Below are 18,544 nucleotides of genomic sequence, written 5' to 3'. Positions count from 1 at the left end.
TAGATGCTGAATGTTGAGGTGTTGGTTGACTGAATTGAACTCGTTCTCTGGTCGTATCCATGTGCTCGACCCTCGCCTGGCCAACCAAATTGCCGCAGGCGAGGTGGTCGAACGCCCCTCGTCAGTCACAAAAGAGCTGATCGAGAATGCCATCGATGCGGGCAGTCAGCGGATCGAAGTAGAGATCGAGCAGGGCGGCGCAAGGCTGATCAAAGTGCGCGATGACGGTATCGGTATCGGCGAGGCGGACCTGCCGCTGGCATTAGCGCGCCATGCCACGAGTAAGATCAGTAGCCTCGAGGATCTGGAAGGGGTTAGTTCACTGGGCTTTCGTGGAGAAGCGCTGGCGTCGATCAGTTCTGTGTCGCGCTTGGAGCTGATCTCCAACGCGGAGGAAGATCCCCGCCTGGGGTGGCGGGTCGTAGCCGAAGGGCGCGGTATGGAGGCCCGGGTGACACCTGCACCGCACCCCCGGGGCACCAGTGTCTCGGTGCGCGACCTGTTTTTCAACACGCCCGCGCGGCGCAAGTTCTTACGCACTGAAAAGACCGAATTTGCCCATGTGGAGGAGGCCTTTCGTCGTCAGGCGCTATCGCGTTATGACATTGCATGGGTGTTGAAGCACAATCAGAAAGTGGTGCATCAGCTTCCCCAGGGAGATTCACCCGCCTCTCGTGAGCGGCGTATTGCATCGCTGTTGGGCAAGAATTTTATCGAACACGCCCGCTACATCGAACGCGAAGCGGGTGGCCTGCGGCTCAGTGGCTGGGTGGGATTGCCAACTCACTCGCGCTCACAGGCGGATCAGCAGTACTTCTTCGTCAATGGCCGCGTGGTCCGCGATCGCCTCGTTGCGCATGCGGTTCGTCAGGCGTATCGCGACGTGCTCTACAACGGTCGCCACCCGGTGTTCGTGCTTTATCTTGAGCTCGATCCCGACGTGGTGGATGTCAACGTCCACCCAACCAAGCATGAAGTACGTTTTCGTGATGGGCGTATGGTGCATGATTTCCTGTATTCCAGTTTGCACCACTGCTTGGCGGCCTCCAAACCCACCGATGAGGAGCAAAATGAGGTGGCTGCTCCGACGGGCCAGGTCGAAACCGTCTCTAGCGTGGGCGCTGCGCCAGAGACTCCCCGCTGGCAGCAGCAGGGTATGCCGCTGTCGGAAGCGTCCGAGCGACACCCCGGCGCTGAGCGGGTGCGCCGCTTCATGCAGGGGTATCAGGCGCTGCATCCCGATCACGAAGAGACGCTGTTAACGCCACAACCTAGCCCGCCCCACCCGCACACAACCGCATCGGAAGTACGTGAGGCGCCGCCTCCTGTCATGCCGGAGCATGATGCCACGACAGCGCCGCCGCTTGGCTTTGCGCTGGGCCAGCTGCATGGCGTGTACATCTTGGCACAGAACGCACAGGGACTCGTTCTGGTGGATATGCATGCAGCCCACGAGCGGATCGTCTACGAGCGCATGAAAAACCAGCTGGCAGCGGCAAAGGGGATCGATACCCAGCCGCTGCTGGTGCCCGTGTCGCTGGCGGCCAGCCGCAGCGAAGTGGCCATCGCAGAGAGCGAGCGTGACGCCATTGCTCAGCTAGGCGTCGAGCTGGATGTGGCTGGTCCGGAAACGCTGCTAGTACGCCAGCTGCCCGCGCTGCTGGCCCAGGCCGACCCCGAGGAGCTGGTGCGTGAAATGCTCGAAGAGCTGTCACGCTATGGTCGTACGCATCAGGTCGAGGCGCGTATTCATGAACTGCTCTCTACCATGGCGTGCCACGGCAGCGTGCGGGCCAACCGGCGTTTGACGCTCGATGAAATGAACGCGTTGCTACGTGACATGGAGCGCACTGAGCGCAGCGATCAATGTAATCATGGCCGTCCCACTTGGACGCAAATGAGCATGAAAGCGCTCGACCGCCTATTTTTGCGCGGCCAGTGACGATGAAAAGGACTAACGGAGTGCGTCGAGCATATGGCTGATACACGCCCCTGGGCGATATTTCTAATGGGGCCGACGGCTGCTGGCAAAACCGACGCTGCGATAGCGCTCCATGAGCAGCTAGGCCATGAACTGATTAGCGTCGATTCTGCCATGGTCTACCAAGGCATGGATGTGGGTAGCGCCAAGCCCAGCGCGGCAGAACTGGCGCGGGCGCCTCACCGTTTGATCGATATTCGTGATCCTGCAGCCCCCTATTCAGCGGCAGATTTTCGTGAAGACGCCCTGCGTGAAATGCGTCAAATCAGCGCAGCCGGTCGAGTGCCGCTATTAGTGGGTGGCACGATGCTTTACTTCAAGCGCTTGGTCGAAGGCGTGGATAATTTGCCAGGAGCAGACGTTGCCATTCGCGAACGCCTGGAGGCACAGCGTCAGCATGAGGGATTGGCTGGCCTGCATCGCACGCTGGCCGAAGTCGACCCATCCTCAGCGGCACGTATACACCCCAATGATCCTCAACGGCTGATGCGCGCGTTGGAAGTGTACTATGCGAGCGGTCGGCCGATGAGCGAGCTATGGGCAGAGCAGCAGCCGGAAACCTTTCCATGGCGGGTGCTGTCGATAGCCCTAGCACCCAACGAACGACAGGTGCTTCATCAGCGTATTGCCCGGCGTTTCGAAATGATGTTGGCAGAGGGCTTGATAGACGAGGTCGCTGCCCTCAAAAAGCGTAGTGATCTTCATATTAACTTGCCATCCATGAAGAGCGTTGGCTACCGTCAGGTATGGGAGTATCTAGACGGTGCTTATGATCGCGATGAACTCGTGGCACGAGGTATCATTGCCACTCGTCAGCTTGCCAAGCGTCAATTGACGTGGCTGAGAAGCTGGCCGTCCTTGACATGGGTCGATTCGCAGCAGCCAGATGCGCTGGATAAGCTTCTGAAATTCGTGCGTGAAAGCGGTGCTTAGCGTAAGATAGTGATTTCGTAAGCAAGTGTTTTCGAGTGGCCGGCTAACGCGTTTGACACATTAGGCCTTTCGGGCAACAAGATTGCGGCGTAGCACCAGTAGGGCACGCCATTTGATAACCAACCCCAACGACAGTTTTAGGGAGAGCAACATGTCCAAAGGGCAGTCCCTTCAAGACCCGTACCTGAACATTTTGCGCAAGGAGCGCATTCCGGTCTCTATTTTCCTGGTAAACGGCATTAAATTGCAGGGCCAGATTGAATCGTTTGACCAGTTTGTCATCTTGTTGCGCAATACCGTCAGTCAGATGGTTTATAAACACGCTATTTCCACGGTGGTGCCCTCGCGCAACGTGCGTTTGCCGGCACAGGATCCGTCAGCACCCGACGCTGACATCTAACACCGCTGGATAGCAAAAGAGTCCATGAGGTATTGATTGTTTTTTGAACGCCCAGACGCCGGTGAAACGGCAGTACTTGTTCACGTAGATTTCTACGATGAGCAGGCACGTGAAGACCCGGGTGAGTTCTTGGAGCTCGTGCGCTCTGCTGGCGCAGAGCCCGCGACATTGCTCACAGCGAGTCGACAGCGGCCTGATTCCCGCACCTTCATAGGGTCAGGTAAGTTGGACGAGCTGCGGGCAATGCTCGCAGCTCATGACGCTGAACTGGTCATCTTCAACCACAGTTTAAGTCCTTCCCAGCAGCGCAACCTGGAGCAAGAGCTCAAGTGCCGCGTGTTGGACCGTACCGGTCTGATACTCGATATTTTTGCGCAGCGGGCACGAACGCATGAAGGTAAGTTGCAAGTAGAGCTTGCTCAACTCGAGTACATGTCCACGCGCTTGATTCGCGGCTGGACGCACCTCGAGCGTCAAAAAGGCGGTATCGGCCTGCGCGGTCCCGGCGAAACACAGCTAGAGACCGACCGTCGTTTGCTACGCGGCCGTATCAAATCGATTCATAAGCGCTTGGATAAAGTGCGCAGCCAGCGTGAGCAGAACCGGCGTGCTCGAGCCCGTGCAGAAATTCATAGCGTGTCGCTAGTGGGCTATACCAACGCGGGTAAGTCGACGCTATTCAATGCGCTGACCAGCGCTGAGGTCTACGCAGCGGATCAGCTCTTTGCGACCCTAGATCCGACACTCCGTCGTTTGGAAATCGAAGACGTAGGGCCTGTCGTCATGGCCGATACCGTCGGTTTTATCCGCCACTTGCCGCATAAGTTGGTGGAAGCTTTTCAGGCGACGCTGCAAGAAGCGGCGGAAGCGACGCTGTTGGTGCATGTCATCGATGCGGCCGACCCTGACCGCGATCTCAACGTTGAGCAGGTCGATAGCGTACTGAAAGAGATTGGGGCGGATAGCGTTCCGGTACTCAAAGTGATGAACAAGATCGACAAACTCGATAGTGCGCCACGTATCGAGCGAGATGGTCACGGCGTACCTGAGGTGGTCTGGCTATCGGCTCAGCAAGGTCAAGGGCTTGAGCTGTTACATGAAGCGTTGACCGAGCGGCTCGCCAACGACGTGATTGGTTTTTCGCTCACCCTGTCGCCAGAGCAAGGTAAGCTGCGCGCAGGCCTGCATGAACTCAATGCCGTGCGCGAAGAGAGTTTTGACGAGCAGGGGCGCTCCGTATTGGATGTGCGCTTGCCGAGGCGCGACTTCAACCAGTTGATGGCTCAGTTGGGAGAGCGTGCCAATACCTATTTACCAGAAGCATTACGCGAATCTGACGAATGGTAGCCCATCGAGTACCTACCCCCATAGTCATCGACTGTAAAGGTATGGTACAAGATTGATATAGCAATAATATCAAAAGCACCCGGCCTTGCATTCAGTATCAAGGCAAAGTGCAGGTGAACACCTTAGTGGAGACGAAGTATGGCCTGGAATGAGCCCGGTGGTGGCAACCAGCACGACCCCTGGAGCGGTGGTGGCCGACGCGGTAATGGCGGCGATCGCGGTGGGAACAATGGTGGTGGAAACAACGGCGGCAATAATGGTGGCAACAACCAGGGGCCGCCTGACTTGGATGAAGCGCTGAAAAAGTTCCAAGACAAGCTCAACGGCATGCTAGGCGGCAGCGGCAAGAAGAGCGGCGGTGGTGGCGGCAAGAGTGGTGGCGGTAAGCCTCGTAACTCGTTTGCTCTGCCAGGCCTTCTGCTCATCGTGGCGCTTGCCATCTGGGGAGCCTCGGGCTTCTATCTGGTGGACCAATCGGAGCGGGGCGTCGTGTTGCGTTTTGGTGAGTACCAGGGCATCGTCGAGCCGGGCCTCCAGTGGAACCCGCCGCTCATCGATGACGTGCGCATGGTCAACGTGACGCGCGTACGCTCTGTCTCTCAAACTCAGTCCATGCTGACGCGTGATGAAAACATCGTCGAAGTGGAAATTTCTGCTCAGTACCAGGTCGCGAATCCGCGCGATTTCGTGCTGAACGTTCGTGATCCGGCGCTCTCCATCGAGAACGCACTGGACTCTGCGCTGCGGCACGTGGTCGGTGGCACGGACATGATCGATATCCTGACCTCTGGTCGTGAGATACTCGGTAGCTCCGTCGCGAGCCGTCTGCAAACGTATCTGGATGCCTATGGCGCAGGTATTCGCCTGCAAACCATCAACATCGAATCCACGTCGGCACCTGCGCCCGTCATCGATGCTTTTGATGACGTTATCCGTGCCCGTGAAGATCGTCAGAGAACGATCAACGAAGGTATGGCGTACGCCAATGCGATCATTCCGGCCGCACAGGGTCAGGCTCAGCGTATCGTCGAGCAGGGCCAAGGGTACCGTGAGTCGGTGGTGGCCGAAGCACAGGGTCAAGCTAACCGTTTCAATGCGCTGCTGACCGAGTATCGCAACGCGCCGGAAGTGATGCGCGAACGTATGTACCTGGATGCCATCGAAGAAGTCTTTGGTGGGACGCCGAAAGTTCTGCTGGACGTGAGCGACAATGCGCCGCTGATGTATTTGCCACTCGATCAAATGCGCGGCGGTAGCAGTAACGACAGTCGTTCGGCGAGCAATGATAGCGGTGCTAACAGCAGCGATACGGTCGATCCGCGCGTGTTAGAGTCGCTGCGAGGCAGCCAAAGTAGCTCCTCATCGTCGTCCAGCAATAACCCCATTCGCAGGGAGGGCCGCTAAATGATTAATAACCGATCCCTGCTTATCGTAGGTGGTTTGGCCGCCGTCGCGTGGCTAGCGAGCAACAGTCTTTATGTCGTGGATGAAACCGAACGCGCTGTGAAGCTGCGCTTTGGTGAAGTCATCGAAGAGAATATTCAGCCGGGTCTGCATGTGAAAATTCCGATTGCGCAGACCATCCGCAAGTTCGACGTGCGGCTGCTGACGCTGGATACCGATACTAGCCGTTATCTGACTCTTGAGCAGAAAGCGGTCATCGTCGACTCCTATGTCAAGTGGCAAGTCGTCAACCCGACCCGCTACTACGAGGCTACCGCAGGCGATGAACTGATGGCGATCCGCCTCATTCAGCCGCGAGTGGATGAGAGTCTGCGTAATGAATTCGGTCGTTTGAATCTTCAGGAAATCATTGCCGAGCGCCGTGATGACCTGATGACAGGCCCCACCGAAGAGCTCGATCAGCTCATGCGTGAAGAGCTCGGCGTGGCGATTCGCGATATTCGTATCAAGCGCATCGACCTGCCTGAAGATGTCTCGGCAGCCGTCTTCGAGCGCATGCGCTCAGAGCGTGAGCGTGAGGCCCGCGAGTGGCGCGCACAGGGTCAGGAAGAGGCCGAGCGGATTCGCGCTAATGCCGACCGTCGCCGTCAGGTGCTGCTTGCTCAAGCCAACGAGCGTGCCGAGACGCTGCGCGGTGAGGGGGATGCCGAAGCAGCCGCTATCTTCTCGCAGGCTTATAGCCAGGACCAAGAGTTCTTCGCTTTCTGGCGCAGCCTGAACGCTTACCGTGAAAGCTTCTCTGGCGATGGTAATCTGCTGGTGCTAGAACCGGATAGCGACTTCTTCCGCTATCTACGCAGCGCCGTTCCCGACAGCGCCGAGTGATGCGCCCATCCCGCCAAGCACTGCGCTTGGCGGGGTTCATATAGCGCATAAACGTGATAGACTTTACCTACCGGGCGTCGCCCGGTTTTTTTGTGGCCCTCGTTTCGTGAACGTTCCACACAGCGCCTCGTGAGGCAGCGAGTGGTATCGTTAGAAAGGGCCTTCATCGTCTCGCAGGATTGTTCACATGACCATCGCTGACCGCTGGCTACTGCCCGACGGCATGGATGAGGTGCTGCCGCCTCAGGCAAGCCGCATGGAAGAGCTGCGCCGTGCGCTGCTCGATCTTTACCATTGCTGGGGCTACGACCAGGTCATGCCGCCGCCGGTGGAGTTTTTGGACTCCTTGCTGACCGGTACCGGTACGGACCTCGATCTTCAAACGTTCAAGCTGACCGACCAACTGACGGGCCGCATGATGGGCGCCTCGGCAGACGTCACACCGCAGGTGGCGCGGATGGACGCCCACTCCCTAAAACGCCAGGGGCCAGTTCGGCTGTGTTACTGCACCAATGTGCTGCGTGCCAAAGCCGACCAGCATCAAGGGGGACGCAGCCCCGTGCAGGTCGGAGTCGAGCTGTTTGGTCATGCTGGCCTCGAAGCCGACAGTGAGATCATTCATCTGGCGCTTGCCAGTCTTCATGCGGCAGGCGCTGACGAGATACATTTGGCATTAGGGCATATCGGGATCTACCGTAGCCTGGTGGAAGCCGCTGCCCTTAACGATGAGCAAGAGCGTGCGCTTTTCGAAGCGTTGGCACTTAAATCGCCGGGGCAACTGGCCGAGCAGGTCAGTGCCAGCGTTAGCGACCCTGTGTTGGCAGATATGCTAGTGGCGCTAGGCGAGCTGCATGGGGATGCCAGCGTTCTGAGCGAGGCGCGCGAGCGTTTTGCTGGCGCACCTGCCCCCGTGACGGCGGCGCTAGATCAGCTCGAGGCGCTTTACAAAGGCGTTTTGGCGCGCTTTGAGGTATCGCTCTATTTTGATCTAGCGGAGCTGCGCGGTTATCAGTATCACACGGGTATGATGTTTGCGGCGTACGTGCCTGGCTATGGTCATGCGCTGGCCAAAGGTGGGCGCTATGATGATACTGGGCGTGCGTTTGGCCGAGCCCGACCCGCGACCGGCTTCTCCATGGACCTGAAGCAGTTGGCATCGCTGGCATTGGCGTCACCCAGCCAGGGGGCCATTTGGGCGCCAGCCCAAGAAGAAGAGTCGCTCAACGCTGCCATCGTCGCGCTGCGTGAGCAGGGTGAACGCGTAATTCAAGCGCTGCCTGGGCAGCGTACTGGGCCGGCGGAGCACAGCTGTGACCGCCGTCTTGAGTTTATCGATGGTCGTTGGCAGACAACGGCCCTGACACAAGAGACGAGTGCATAATGGGTAAGAATGTCGTAGTCCTGGGTACCCAATGGGGCGATGAAGGCAAAGGCAAGATCGTTGACCTGCTCACCGAATCCGCTGCTGCCGTGGTGCGCTTCCAGGGGGGGCATAATGCCGGTCACACGCTGGTCATCGACGGTGAGAAAACCGTCCTACACCTGATCCCCTCGGGTGTGCTACGTCCAGGTAAAACCTGTGTGATCGGTAACGGGGTCGTATTGTCACCGGAAGCGCTGATCAAAGAGATCCGCGAACTGGAAGCGAAGGGCGTTCCCGTTCGTGAGCGTTTGCGTCTTTCCCCGGCGTGTCCGCTGATCCTGCCTTACCACGTGCGTCTCGACCAGGCACGTGAGAAGGCCCGTGGCGTGGCTAAGATCGGCACCACCGGTCGCGGCATTGGCCCGGCATACGAAGACAAGGTGGCACGCCGTGGTCTACGGTTGGGTGACATGCTCCACCGTGAGCGTTTTGCCTCCAAACTCGGTGAGGTGCTCGACTACCATAATTTCGTGCTAGTGAATTACCACGGCGAACCGGCGGTGGATTTCCAGGAAGTGCTCGATAGCGCCATGCAGATGGCCGAAGAGCTGCGCCCCATGGTCAGTGATACCGTCAGTATGGTGCACGACCTGCGCAAGGCCGGTGAGAACATTCTATTCGAAGGCGCCCAAGGTTCGCTGTTGGATATCGACCACGGTACTTACCCGTTCGTCACCAGCTCCAACACCACGGCTGGCGGCACGGCAACCGGCTCTGGCGTCGGCCCGCTCTATTTGGACTACGTGCTGGGTATCACCAAGGCTTACACCACGCGTGTTGGCTCGGGTCCGTTCCCCACCGAGCTGTTCGACGATCATGGTCGTCACCTAGCCGAGCGTGGGCACGAGTTTGGCGCGACCACCGGGCGTCCACGTCGCTGCGGCTGGTTCGATGCGGTAGCGCTGCGTCATGCGGTGCAAATCAACTCGGTTTCCGGTATCTGCCTGACCAAATTGGACGTGCTGGACGGTTTGGAAAACATCCGTGTGTGTGTTGGCTACCGCAGCAAGGATGGTGACGTGCTGGATAACCCGGTGGATTCAGAGGGCTACGAAGCGGTAGAGCCGGTCTATCACGATCTGCCAGGCTGGAAAGAGTCCACGCTGGGCGCTAAGAAGGTGGAAGACTTACCGGCTAATGCCCGTGCATACATCAGCTTCCTCGAAGAGCAGGTAGGCACCAGCATCGATATCATTTCTACCGGTCCCGATCGTATTGAAACCATCGTGCTGCGCAACCCGTTCGAAGGCTAGGTTGCACACCCTCCGGTGATATCAAAAGGGCGGCTTGGCCGCCCTTTTTCGTGCTTAGAAATCGATGCCTCGCCGGGCCTGAAGGCCGTTGTTGAAAGCGTGTCGCACCTCCTGCATGTCGGTCACGGTGTCGGCCATGGCCACCAGCTCACGGTGGGCATTTCGCCCGGTAATGATCACGGTTTGTTCCTGCGGACGGTCCAGTAGCGCCTGTTTGACCGTGGCGATATCGAGATAGCCAAACTTCAGCATGTAGGTGAGTTCGTCCAACACCACGAGATACGTCTCGGGGTCTGCCAGCATTTTCTGCGCTTCTTGCCAGACCTCCATACAGGCGGCGGTGTCAGCTTCGCGATTTTGCGTATCCCAAGTAAAGCCGGTTGCCATGATAGCGACGCTCAAATGTGGATCGTCTTCCAGCCGATTGCGCTCGCCACACTCCCATAACCCCTTGATGAACTGCACCACGCCTACTTTGTAGCCATAACCCAGCGCGCGCGTGACGGTGCCCCAGGCGGCGGTGGTTTTGCCTTTTCCGTTACCCGTGTTGATGAGCAGCAGTCCGCGCTGCTCGGTGGCATTGGCGACTTTTTCGTCCACTCGCGCTTTGAGTTTTTCCATCGATGCTTTATGGCGGGTATCGCGATCACTCATGGTCTCTCCTCTTTGAAAGAGTGCAGGGCTATGTCAGCAGGTTACGACAGAGGCGCACAATTTAACATCGCCCTGAGAGGTGTTTGTATAGCTTTTAAGCTTGACGTGACCGGCTTGCAGAGTTTTTGTCCAGCTTTTTCTAAGAGAATTGGCCGGTTGGGGGCTTGCTGCTCTAGAATGGTGGGTCATGTCTTGTTAGGAATAGTGTCATGCCCTCATTTGATATCGTGTCAGAATTCGATCAGCACGAAGCCGCCAATGCGGTGGACCAGGCCAATCGTGAAGTCCAGTCACGCTTCGACTTTAAAGGCGTCGATGCCAGCTTCACGTTGGAAGGCGATAAGGTGCTGCTCGAGGCCGAAGTAGATTTCCAGCTCAAGCAAATGCTGGACGTGTTGCGTAACCGACTGATTGCCCGCGGTATCGACGCACGTTGCATGGATGTCAAAGATGCCGTGCTGTCCGGTGTCAAGGCGCGTCAAGAGGTGGTACTCAAGCAGGGGCTCGACCAAGCTGAAGCCAAGGATGTGGTCAAGCGCATCAAAGGCAGTAAGTTAAAAGTGCAGGCTCAAATTCAGGGTGAGAAAGTGCGCGTGACGGGCAAAAAGCGAGATGACCTGCAGAGTGTCATGGCGCTACTGCGTGGCGAAGAGGGGCCTGACTTGCCATTACAGTTCGACAACTTCCGCGATTGACGATCACAAAAAATATTCATTGAGTAGCGCCGTATAGGCGCTACTCGACTACTGAAAAGCTTACAGGAGTTTCGCGCTATGTCTGATCCGCAGCCGGTTTATTTAAGCGACTACCAGCCACCCGCCTACCACGTAATTCATACCGAGCTGACGTTTGATCTTGACCCCACCGAGACCCGTGTGAAAGCACGTCTGACCATGCAGCGCCACCCAAGCGCTGACGCGGCTGCGCCGCTGGTGCTCGATGGTGAGCATCTATCGCTGCGCGCGCTTGCCATCGATGGTCAAGCGTTGAGCGATGCCGATTACCAGCTCACTGATGAAACGCTGACGATTACCCGTGTACCTGCTGCCTTTACGTTAGAAAGCGACGTGGCGATCTCGCCCAGTAGTAATACGGCTTTGGAAGGGCTTTATCAATCAAATGGCATGTACTGCACGCAGTGTGAAGCAGAGGGCTTTCGACGTATTACCTATTATCCGGATCGCCCCGATGTCATGGCCACGTTCAAGGTCACGGTCATCGGTGATGTGCAAAAAGAGCCGGTGCTGTTGGCCAATGGTAATCCAGTCGAGCAGGGCTCGTTAGAAGGTGACCGGCACTTCGTTACCTGGGAAGATCCTCACCCTAAGCCCTGTTATCTCTTTGCGCTGGTGGCCGGCGATTTGAAAAAAGTCGAAGATCATTTCACGACCATGAGCGACCGCGAGGTAACGCTTCAGCTGTGGGTAGAGGAGGAGAATCTCGATAAAACCGACCATGCCATGGCGTCTCTCAAGCGTTCCATGCGTTGGGACGAGGAAACTTACGGCCGTGAGTACGACCTGGACTTGTTCATGATCGTGGCGGTTAACGACTTCAATATGGGCGCAATGGAGAACAAAGGCCTCAACATCTTCAACTCCGCGGCGGTGCTCACGCACCCTAAGACCGCCACCGATGCTGCGTTTCAAAATGTCGAAGGGATCGTTGCCCACGAGTATTTCCACAACTGGTCGGGGAATCGCGTGACGTGCCGCGACTGGTTCCAGCTCTCGCTAAAAGAAGGTTTTACGGTATTCCGCGATCAGTGTTTTTCTGCGGATACCAATTCAGCCCCCGTCAAGCGCATTCAAGACGTCTCGTTTTTCCGCACCGCGCAATTTGCCGAAGACGCAGGTCCCACGGCGCATCCGATTCGTCCGGATCACTATATCGAGATCACCAACTTCTACACGCTGACTATCTATGAAAAAGGGGCAGAAGTGGTGCGCATGCTGCGCAACCTGCTGGGCTGGGAGGCCTTCCGCCGTGGCTCGGATCTCTATTTCGAGCGCTTTGACGGGCAGGCCGTGACGATCGAAGACTTCGTGGGCTGCATGGCCGAGGTATCGGACATCGATTTAAGCCAGTTCATGCGCTGGTACTCCCAGGCGGGCACGCCGGAAATCGATGCCCACGGTGAGTACGACTACGCCAACGTCGAGTACCATTTGACGCTTCGCCAGCGCACGCCAGCCACGCCCGGACAGCCGGACAAGCAGCCGCTGCACATTCCGGTACGCATGGGCTTGGTGGGCACCAAATCCGGTCAGGATTTAACGCTCACGCTCGACGGCAACAAGATCGGGAAAGATGCGGTCATTCACCTGACCGACGATGAGCAGACATTCATCTTCACGGAAGTGGCCGAGGCACCCGTGCCGTCGCTACTGCGCGATTTTTCCGCACCGGTCAAGCTGCACTTCCCTTATTCCCGCGAAGATTTGGCCTTTCTGTTGACCCATGATAGCGATGGCTTCAACCGCTGGGATGCCGGTCAGCGATTGGCGCTACTGGCGCTGGACGACCTGATTGCTGCCCATCGAAACGGCGTTGAAAAAGTGATGGACAGCCGAGTGATCGAGGCATTCCGCTTGCTCTTGACCTCTTCCATGGACGATAAAGCGGTGCTGGCCGAGATGCTGACACTGCCCTCGGAAGCCTATATCGCCGAACAGCAGCCAATCGTCGACGTGGACGCCATTCACGCTGCCCGCGAGTTCGTGCGCCAATCCCTGGCGCTGGCACTGCGTGATGAGTTCTTGGCCGTCTATAAGGCGAACGTCAGTGACGCCCCATACGCGCCTACGCCTGAACAAATGGCTCAGCGCAGCCTCAAAAACGTAGCGCTCGCTTATTTGATGTCCATTGAGGACGATGAGAGCGTCGCGCTGTGTGAAGCGCAGTTTGCGACGGATCACAACATGACCGACGTTCGCCACGCGCTGACCCTGCTCGTGCACAGTGATCGTGACGACGTGTCGGCACCGGCTTTGAAAGCCTTTGGGGAAGCCTGGGCTCACGATCCACTCGTGATGGATCAGTGGTTTACGATTCAGGTAACGCGCCCTCAGCCCGACGTACTGGAGCGCGTGGAGTACTTAATGCAGCACCCGGCGTTCTCGATGAAGAACCCCAACAAAGTGCGTGCGTTGATTGGCGCTTTTGCGCAAAACCGTATCAATTTCCACCGCCTGGATGGCAAAGGGTATGCCCTGTTGGCGGATGCGGTGATCGAGCTCAACCGCCTCAACCCTGAAATTGCCGCGCGGCTGATTACCCCATTGACGCGCTGGCAGCGGTTCGATGAGACACGACAGCAGTTGATGCGAGCAGAACTCGAAAGAATCAAACGCGAGCCGCTGTCGTCCAACGTGTTCGAGGTGGTCGAGAAAGCGCTGGCATAACGTGCATCCAGTGAATTAACCATGGAGAGGGAAGACACCGGTGACAGACCCACAACAGCGTTATTTATTGATTATCAACGGTAAGTCGGCCGGGAACCCGGCGCTGCGCGACGCCGTCGAAGCGCAGCGCAAGGCAGGGACGCCCATCATTGTTCGCGCGACGTGGGAAGGTGGCGATGCCGCTGATTTTGCAGCCCAAGCGCTCGATTTGGGCGCGACATGCGTCATCGCATGCGGTGGTGATGGTACCGTCAACGAAGTCGTCAATGGACTTATGCGGCTGCCTCATGACCATCGTCCGAGCTTGGGCGTGGTGCCGATGGGCAGCGCGAATGATTTTGCCACTTCGGTGGGGTTACCTTTGGAGCTGGATCGCGCACTGGCGGATGCCGTTCGCTTGCCGTCTGCGCCCATCGATGTGATTCGTATGACGGCGGAAGCCAGTGGCGAACCGTCGGTATGCTATTACATCAATATGACCACCGGTGGTTTCGGCGCAGAAATTACCTCCTCGACCCCTAAAACGTTAAAACGCATGTTAGGGGGAGGAGCCTACTCACTGATGGGGGCGCTCAAGGCGTGGCGGCATCGCAGTTATCGCGGCACGCTGCACTGGGGCGATCATGAGCAGGCCGCGTCACTGCTGCTGCTGGCACTGGGCAATGGGCGTCAATCGGGTGGGGGGCAGGTGCTGGCCCCTCGTGCCAAGCTCGATGATGGGCGATTGGACGTTCTGCTAGTCAAAGATTTTCATTCGGTGACGGAGCTCCCTGCGCTGCTCGGCGAGCTACAGCAGTTCCCCGCAGAAGGGCGTTATGTGCGCTACTTTACTGCCAGCCAGTTGACCGTTACCACTCGGTCCGATGATGAACCTTGGCCGCTGACCCTGGATGGTGAGGCAAAACGCTATCAACGATTTACCGCTGAAGTCGTCCCGCTAGCGTTGAAGGTACGCTTACCAGAAGGCTGTTCGCTGTTGTCTGCCAACGACCGCCACTAATGAATTCGAACCATTAAGGAGCATGACTCGATGAGCTACCGTGTATGGATGCCGCTACTGGCCAGTTTGGCCCTACTGCTGAGTGCCTGCGGCGACAGTCAAGAAGAGGCAAACGTCGTACCGGAAGAGAGCGCGGCCGAGCAGCCCAGTGAGACGCCAGCCGCTGCACCTGACACTGGTAGTGACGATGTTCCTTCGCCCTCCCAGGTGGAAGACGACATTGAACGTCAGGCGTCCGAGGCGTCCGAGCCTTCCAATGCTCAGGAAGACCTGTCTTCCACCGCCAGTGAGTCAACCTCGGAGCCCCTGCAGGCGGACGAAGAGACGCTGGCCGCCGACCCCGACGAAGCCCTTGACGAAGCTAGCGCCATGCCGGGTGAAACCACGCGTTCTGATGTCGATGACGTGATTGCCGAGACCGAGCGTCGTTTCGAAGAGGCACAGCGTCAGTTGGAGCAACAGTTTCAAGAAATCGAGCAGCAGTCGCCCGAACTGGCGCCCATGGAGAACGATCCCATCGAGCCAAGCTGGGAGCGCGAAAGCAGTTTACCCGAAGGCTCTTCCGTGGAAGGTGGGTTAGAAGCGCAAGATGTGGATGCGCTCATCGAAGATACCGAACGTCAATTCGAAGAGGCCCAGCAGCGCCTAGAAGAGCAGTTCCAAGCCTTGGAGAGTGAGCGCCCCACCAATGGTGCACCCCTGGCGTCTGACGAACTCCAAGACCGCGACGTTGATAATGACCACCCTGTTGAAGAGCGCTCTACCAATGACGATAGCGAAGCGCAAGAGGCCGAAAGCTCCTCGGACGACACGTTGGATACATCGTCTTAAGAAGGAAACCCCAACCTATAAAAAAGGCCCGCATTCGCGGGCCTTTATCCATTCGGTGCGGTTCAAGCAACGCGAATGTTGGAAGCCTGAAGGCCTTTTTTACCCTGAGTCACCTCGAAGCTGACTTTCTGACCATCTTGCAGGGTCTTAAAACCTTCAGCTTGAATTTCAGAGAAGTGGGCAAAGAGATCGTCACCGCCGTCATCGGGAGAGATGAAGCCGTAACCTTTGGTGTCGTTGAACCACTTGACAGTGCCAGTTGCCATCGTTCATATCCTTAACGTGCTTAATGATTGAGCAGGTGGCTCATTGCCTACCTACCAAATCCACTTTAGAAGCAAATAATCAGCACGTCCAGTAGTGACGTGGTTAAGATTTTTTGGGTATACGGATTTAATGGTTGATGGGGCACCTTCACCCCATCAATCTGATACCACCCTCAGATGGTTGATAGATCGACTCCGTAGTTGAGTTCCTCTGCGAAGTCCGGCAGTCCGTAACCGATGGTTTTCTTGTAGAAAGGAGAGACCTTCGCAGTCGGGGCCTTCTTCTTGTGCTTCGTGGTGTAGAGCATTCGTGCCCGCATCACCTCGAAGGAGTAACCGCGCCCTTCACGGTTCTTGTCCTTGGCCAGTCGGTTGATGGACTCCGTGTAAGCGTTGGTGACGGGCATGTCCGTCTCGAAGTAGGTCATGGTCTCTTCGCGCCAGTTTCCCACTGCCCTGACCAGATCGCTCCAGACTTCCTTTTGGCCCTTCGGGATGGTGGCTAACCACTCGTCCAGGGCGGCTTCTGCCTGGAGCCGTGTGGTGGCGTCCCAGATGCCGTAGAAGCGCTCCTTGTGCTCGTAGGCGGCCAGCAGTTGCGGGAACGCGCCTGTCCAGGTCTCCATGATGAGGCGCTCCCGGTCTGAGACTTCGTGAGCGCGTTTCAGCAGGATTTTCCGGTCTCCCTTGAGAGTCCGGCTCTGGGACGGTTTCAGCTCCTTTCTGAGGCCCTTGCGCACTCTCTCTAGGGCATCGTTGGCCATGCGCACCACCGGCCACATGGAACTTATCGACCACGATACGGGCCTGGGGCAGCACAGCCTTGACCGCTGCCCGGTAGGGGTTCCACATGTCCATGCTGACGATCTCGACCTTCTGCCAGTCTTTCAGCTTCATCAGGTAGTTGGTCACCACGTTCTGGCGGCGGGTGGCCAGCAGGTCGAGCAGGGTTCGCTCCTCAATGTTGGTCAGAATGCAGCGGTAGCGCTTGTTCAGGTATAGCTCGTCAATGCCCAGGATGCGGGGCGTCTCGAAGCGGTGCCAGCGCCCCAGGAACTCGGCGCGGGCGTTGAAGATGTCGCGCACCGTCTTCTCGTCCAGGCCGGTCTGTGCCGCCACAAAGGTGTAGGGGTGGTTGAAGGATTCCTTCTCCACGTACTCATGCAGCCGCAGTGTCAGTCAGATCCATCCGGCTCGGCATTGGTGTTTGCTTTTTTACCCAACAAGCTGCTGGAAACGAAAAGTAAGGCACCGAGGACAATTGCAATATCAGCCAGGTTGAAGGCCGGCCAATGCCAGTCTCGCCAATAGAAATCAAAGGAATCCACAACATAGCCGCGAAAGACCCGGTCAATCAGGTTGCCCATGGCGCCACCGAGGATAAGACTGTAAGCGATGGCTTCTCCTTTATGACGATTTTCAAGGATCAGCTTGATCAGAAAAATCGAGACCACTACCGCGATTCCGATAAATAAGTAGCGCTGCCAGCCTCCACCATTCGCAAAAAGACTGAATGCGGCACCGGTGTTCCATAGGTGCACCCAGTTAAAGAACGGGGTCACCGAAACATACTCGCCATAGGCCATTGATTGCTGCACCAGCCACTTTACAGCCTGATCAGACGCTGCCAGCAGGCCCGATATGGACAATAGGGCATACGGCGAGAGCTTTTTGCCAATAATGAGCATTATTTAACCCTTCAACGCCAGAATGCGTCTGGCACCGTTAAGTACAATGACCCCCGCGATGGTGCCGATAATCAGATCCGGATAATTGGACCCGGTCCACGCGACCAGGGCGCCGGCGGTGATGACCCCCAGGTTGATCACCACGTCGTTGGCCGAGAATATCCAGCTTGCCTTCATGTGCGCCCCGCCTTCCCGATGTTTGGATATGAGCAGCAGACAACTGGTATTGGCAATCAATGCGACGAATGCGATAGCCATCATCACCAGCGATTCAGGCTCACTACCGAATACAAAGCGTCTCACCACCTCTACGAGCACGCCCACAGCCAAGATCAGTTGCAGTACACCAGCAAGATGCGCGGCACGTACCTGCATTTTCACGCTATGTCCAACCGCATAAAGGGCAAGCCCGTACACCGCCGCATCGGCAAAATTGTCCAGGGATTCTGCAATGAGGCCAGTTGACTGAGCCATCAGACCGGCAGTCATTTCCACCACGAACAGAAGTGCATTGATGCCGAGCAACCAGCGCAGGGTCCCGGATTCTTGCTTAGCAGAAGCTGCCGAAAACTCGGCGGCCTTGATGGTCTCCGGATTTGCAGCGACGGTTTCCTGAAGCGAGGCGCCTAGCCCCAAGGTCTTCAGTTTCGAGGTGACGGGCTCGACCTCGCCGTCATGCACGACCTTCAGCCGGCGGTTCGACAAGTCGAAGGACAGCGCCCGAATCTCCTCAAAGCCGTTCAGGGCTAGGCGAATCATTCGTTCTTCTGATGGACAGTCCATCTTCGGCACGGCATAAACACTGACCCATCTCCCTGGCGCCTCGGAGGAGGCCTGTATATCGGTATCCGCTGCGGACGTTGCATCACCGCCACAGGCGCCACCACAGGATTTGCTCATGATACGACTCCACTTGAACAATGTTGTGGTACCATTTAAAACTATAAAGCTACTATAAGGTCAATAGAGTAAAGAATCCGTTGGGGAGGAGGCTGATGCGCATTGGTCAGTTGGCGCAGTTGGTAGGGGTCGAAACACAGACGATCCGCTTCTATGAACAGCAGGGCTTGTTGCC

At 57.2% G+C, this 18,544-nt stretch carries 17 protein-coding genes and 1 pseudogene; 13 read left to right on the top strand and 5 right to left on the bottom strand.

Annotated elements, in window-relative coordinates; genetic code table 11:
* The first annotated feature begins 25 nt into the window (after window positions 1-25).
* From mutL to MHM37_RS12585, 8 genes are all read left to right on the top strand, one after another.
* On the top strand, window positions 26-1,942 hold the full coding sequence (gene mutL, locus MHM37_RS12620; RefSeq protein ID WP_239383765.1) for a DNA mismatch repair endonuclease MutL: 1,917 nt from the start codon (window positions 26-28) through the stop codon (window positions 1,940-1,942).
* A 33-nt stretch (window positions 1,943-1,975) separates the two neighbouring features.
* Window positions 1,976-2,914 (top strand): tRNA (adenosine(37)-N6)-dimethylallyltransferase MiaA, encoded by a 939-nt coding sequence (gene miaA / locus MHM37_RS12615; RefSeq protein ID WP_239296946.1) that lies wholly within the window; start codon window positions 1,976-1,978, stop codon window positions 2,912-2,914.
* Between the two features lie 151 nt (window positions 2,915-3,065).
* On the top strand, window positions 3,066-3,314 hold the full coding sequence (hfq, locus tag MHM37_RS12610) for an RNA chaperone Hfq (RefSeq protein ID WP_139527128.1): 249 nt from the start codon (window positions 3,066-3,068) through the stop codon (window positions 3,312-3,314).
* Window positions 3,315-3,350: 36 nt separating this feature from the next.
* Window positions 3,351-4,661, top strand: a complete 1,311-nt coding sequence (hflX, locus tag MHM37_RS12605) for a ribosome rescue GTPase HflX (RefSeq protein WP_139527129.1) — start codon at window positions 3,351-3,353, stop codon at window positions 4,659-4,661.
* A gap of 138 nt (window positions 4,662-4,799) precedes the next feature.
* Window positions 4,800-6,065 carry an FtsH protease activity modulator HflK gene (hflK, locus tag MHM37_RS12600; RefSeq protein WP_139527130.1) on the top strand — a complete coding sequence of 422 codons (1,266 nt, stop codon included), beginning with the start codon at window positions 4,800-4,802 and terminating at the stop codon, window positions 6,063-6,065.
* Window positions 6,066-6,950, top strand: a complete 885-nt coding sequence (hflC, locus tag MHM37_RS12595; protein WP_139527131.1) for a protease modulator HflC — start codon at window positions 6,066-6,068, stop codon at window positions 6,948-6,950. It abuts the gene before it with no gap.
* A gap of 187 nt (window positions 6,951-7,137) precedes the next feature.
* A complete protein-coding gene (locus MHM37_RS12590; RefSeq protein WP_239296948.1) occupies window positions 7,138-8,331 on the top strand; it encodes an ATP phosphoribosyltransferase regulatory subunit in 1,194 nt (397 codons plus the stop codon).
* Window positions 8,331-9,626, top strand: a complete 1,296-nt coding sequence (locus MHM37_RS12585; protein WP_139527133.1) for an adenylosuccinate synthase — start codon at window positions 8,331-8,333, stop codon at window positions 9,624-9,626. The genes MHM37_RS12590 and MHM37_RS12585 overlap by 1 nt, the downstream gene beginning before the upstream one ends.
* Before the next feature lie 54 nt (window positions 9,627-9,680).
* Here MHM37_RS12585 and cobO read toward each other — a convergent pair whose 3' ends face one another.
* On the bottom strand, window positions 9,681-10,280 hold the full coding sequence (gene cobO / locus MHM37_RS12580) for a cob(I)yrinic acid a,c-diamide adenosyltransferase (RefSeq protein WP_219861119.1): 600 nt from the start codon (window positions 10,278-10,280) through the stop codon (window positions 9,681-9,683).
* Between the two features lie 209 nt (window positions 10,281-10,489).
* On the opposite strand from cobO, the gene MHM37_RS12575 reads away from it, so the two are divergent.
* The 4 genes from MHM37_RS12575 to MHM37_RS12560 all read left to right on the top strand — a co-directional run bounded on the left by MHM37_RS12575 (window position 10,490) and on the right by MHM37_RS12560 (window position 15,515).
* Window positions 10,490-10,975 carry a YajQ family cyclic di-GMP-binding protein gene (locus MHM37_RS12575; RefSeq protein WP_139527135.1) on the top strand — a complete coding sequence of 162 codons (486 nt, stop codon included), beginning with the start codon at window positions 10,490-10,492 and terminating at the stop codon, window positions 10,973-10,975.
* 78 nt (window positions 10,976-11,053) lie between these two features.
* Window positions 11,054-13,684 carry an aminopeptidase N gene (pepN, locus tag MHM37_RS12570; protein WP_239296950.1) on the top strand — a complete coding sequence of 877 codons (2,631 nt, stop codon included), beginning with the start codon at window positions 11,054-11,056 and terminating at the stop codon, window positions 13,682-13,684.
* 40 nt (window positions 13,685-13,724) lie between these two features.
* Entirely contained in the window at window positions 13,725-14,684 is a 960-nt protein-coding gene (yegS, locus tag MHM37_RS12565) for a lipid kinase YegS (RefSeq protein WP_239296951.1), read from the top strand.
* 30 nt (window positions 14,685-14,714) lie between these two features.
* Entirely contained in the window at window positions 14,715-15,515 is an 801-nt protein-coding gene (locus tag MHM37_RS12560) for a hypothetical protein (RefSeq protein WP_239296952.1), read from the top strand.
* 62 nt (window positions 15,516-15,577) lie between these two features.
* Here the strand turns inward: MHM37_RS12560 and MHM37_RS12555 are convergent, their stop codons facing one another.
* The 4 genes and pseudogenes from MHM37_RS12555 to MHM37_RS12540 all read right to left on the bottom strand — a co-directional run bounded on the left by MHM37_RS12555 (window position 15,578) and on the right by MHM37_RS12540 (window position 18,369).
* Complete coding sequence (locus tag MHM37_RS12555; RefSeq protein WP_044630763.1) at window positions 15,578-15,781, bottom strand: cold-shock protein; 204 nt, start codon at window positions 15,779-15,781, stop codon at window positions 15,578-15,580.
* A gap of 173 nt (window positions 15,782-15,954) precedes the next feature.
* A pseudogene (locus MHM37_RS12550) lies at window positions 15,955-16,960 on the bottom strand (ISL3-like element ISPpu12 family transposase); the annotation flags it as partial.
* Window positions 16,957-17,469 (bottom strand): signal peptidase II, encoded by a 513-nt coding sequence (lspA, locus tag MHM37_RS12545; protein ID WP_008740521.1) that lies wholly within the window; start codon window positions 17,467-17,469, stop codon window positions 16,957-16,959. The gene lspA and the pseudogene MHM37_RS12550, both read right to left, overlap by 4 nt.
* A 3-nt stretch (window positions 17,470-17,472) precedes the next feature.
* Window positions 17,473-18,369: a cation transporter gene (locus tag MHM37_RS12540; protein WP_228219436.1), complete on the bottom strand. Its 897-nt coding sequence runs from the start codon at window positions 18,367-18,369 to the stop codon at window positions 17,473-17,475.
* 95 nt (window positions 18,370-18,464) lie between these two features.
* Here MHM37_RS12540 and MHM37_RS12535 point away from each other — a divergent pair.
* Window positions 18,465-18,544, top strand: an 80-nt coding sequence (locus tag MHM37_RS12535) for a MerR family DNA-binding transcriptional regulator (RefSeq protein ID WP_137095269.1), incomplete at its 3' end; no start/stop codon positions are given.

Source organism: Halomonas sp. MMH1-48 (genome assembly GCF_022348105.1).
GTDB classification, from domain to species: Bacteria; Pseudomonadota; Gammaproteobacteria; order Pseudomonadales; family Halomonadaceae; genus Vreelandella; species Vreelandella piezotolerans.
This window is presented reverse-complemented; position numbering and strand designations above follow the sequence as displayed.

Excerpts from the sequence above, each read along its gene's own strand:
- miaA (WP_239296946.1), top strand. The coding sequence starts at position 1,976 with ATGGCTGATACACGCCCCTGGGCGATATTTCTAATGGGGCCGACGGCT.
- hfq (WP_139527128.1), top strand. The coding sequence starts at position 3,066 with ATGTCCAAAGGGCAGTCCCTTCAAGACCCGTACCTGAACATTTTGCGC.
- hflK (WP_139527130.1), top strand. The coding sequence starts at position 4,800 with ATGGCCTGGAATGAGCCCGGTGGTGGCAACCAGCACGACCCCTGGAGC.
- hflC (WP_139527131.1), top strand. The coding sequence starts at position 6,066 with ATGATTAATAACCGATCCCTGCTTATCGTAGGTGGTTTGGCCGCCGTC.
- MHM37_RS12590 (WP_239296948.1), top strand. The coding sequence starts at position 7,138 with ATGACCATCGCTGACCGCTGGCTACTGCCCGACGGCATGGATGAGGTG.
- MHM37_RS12585 (WP_139527133.1), top strand. The coding sequence starts at position 8,331 with ATGGGTAAGAATGTCGTAGTCCTGGGTACCCAATGGGGCGATGAAGGC.
- cobO (WP_219861119.1), bottom strand. The coding sequence starts at position 10,280 with ATGAGTGATCGCGATACCCGCCATAAAGCATCGATGGAAAAACTCAAA.
- MHM37_RS12575 (WP_139527135.1), top strand. The coding sequence starts at position 10,490 with ATGCCCTCATTTGATATCGTGTCAGAATTCGATCAGCACGAAGCCGCC.
- pepN (WP_239296950.1), top strand. The coding sequence starts at position 11,054 with ATGTCTGATCCGCAGCCGGTTTATTTAAGCGACTACCAGCCACCCGCC.
- MHM37_RS12560 (WP_239296952.1), top strand. The coding sequence starts at position 14,715 with ATGAGCTACCGTGTATGGATGCCGCTACTGGCCAGTTTGGCCCTACTG.
- MHM37_RS12555 (WP_044630763.1), bottom strand. The coding sequence starts at position 15,781 with ATGGCAACTGGCACTGTCAAGTGGTTCAACGACACCAAAGGTTACGGC.
- lspA (WP_008740521.1), bottom strand. The coding sequence starts at position 17,469 with ATGCTCATTATTGGCAAAAAGCTCTCGCCGTATGCCCTATTGTCCATA.
- MHM37_RS12540 (WP_228219436.1), bottom strand. The coding sequence starts at position 18,369 with ATGAGCAAATCCTGTGGTGGCGCCTGTGGCGGTGATGCAACGTCCGCA.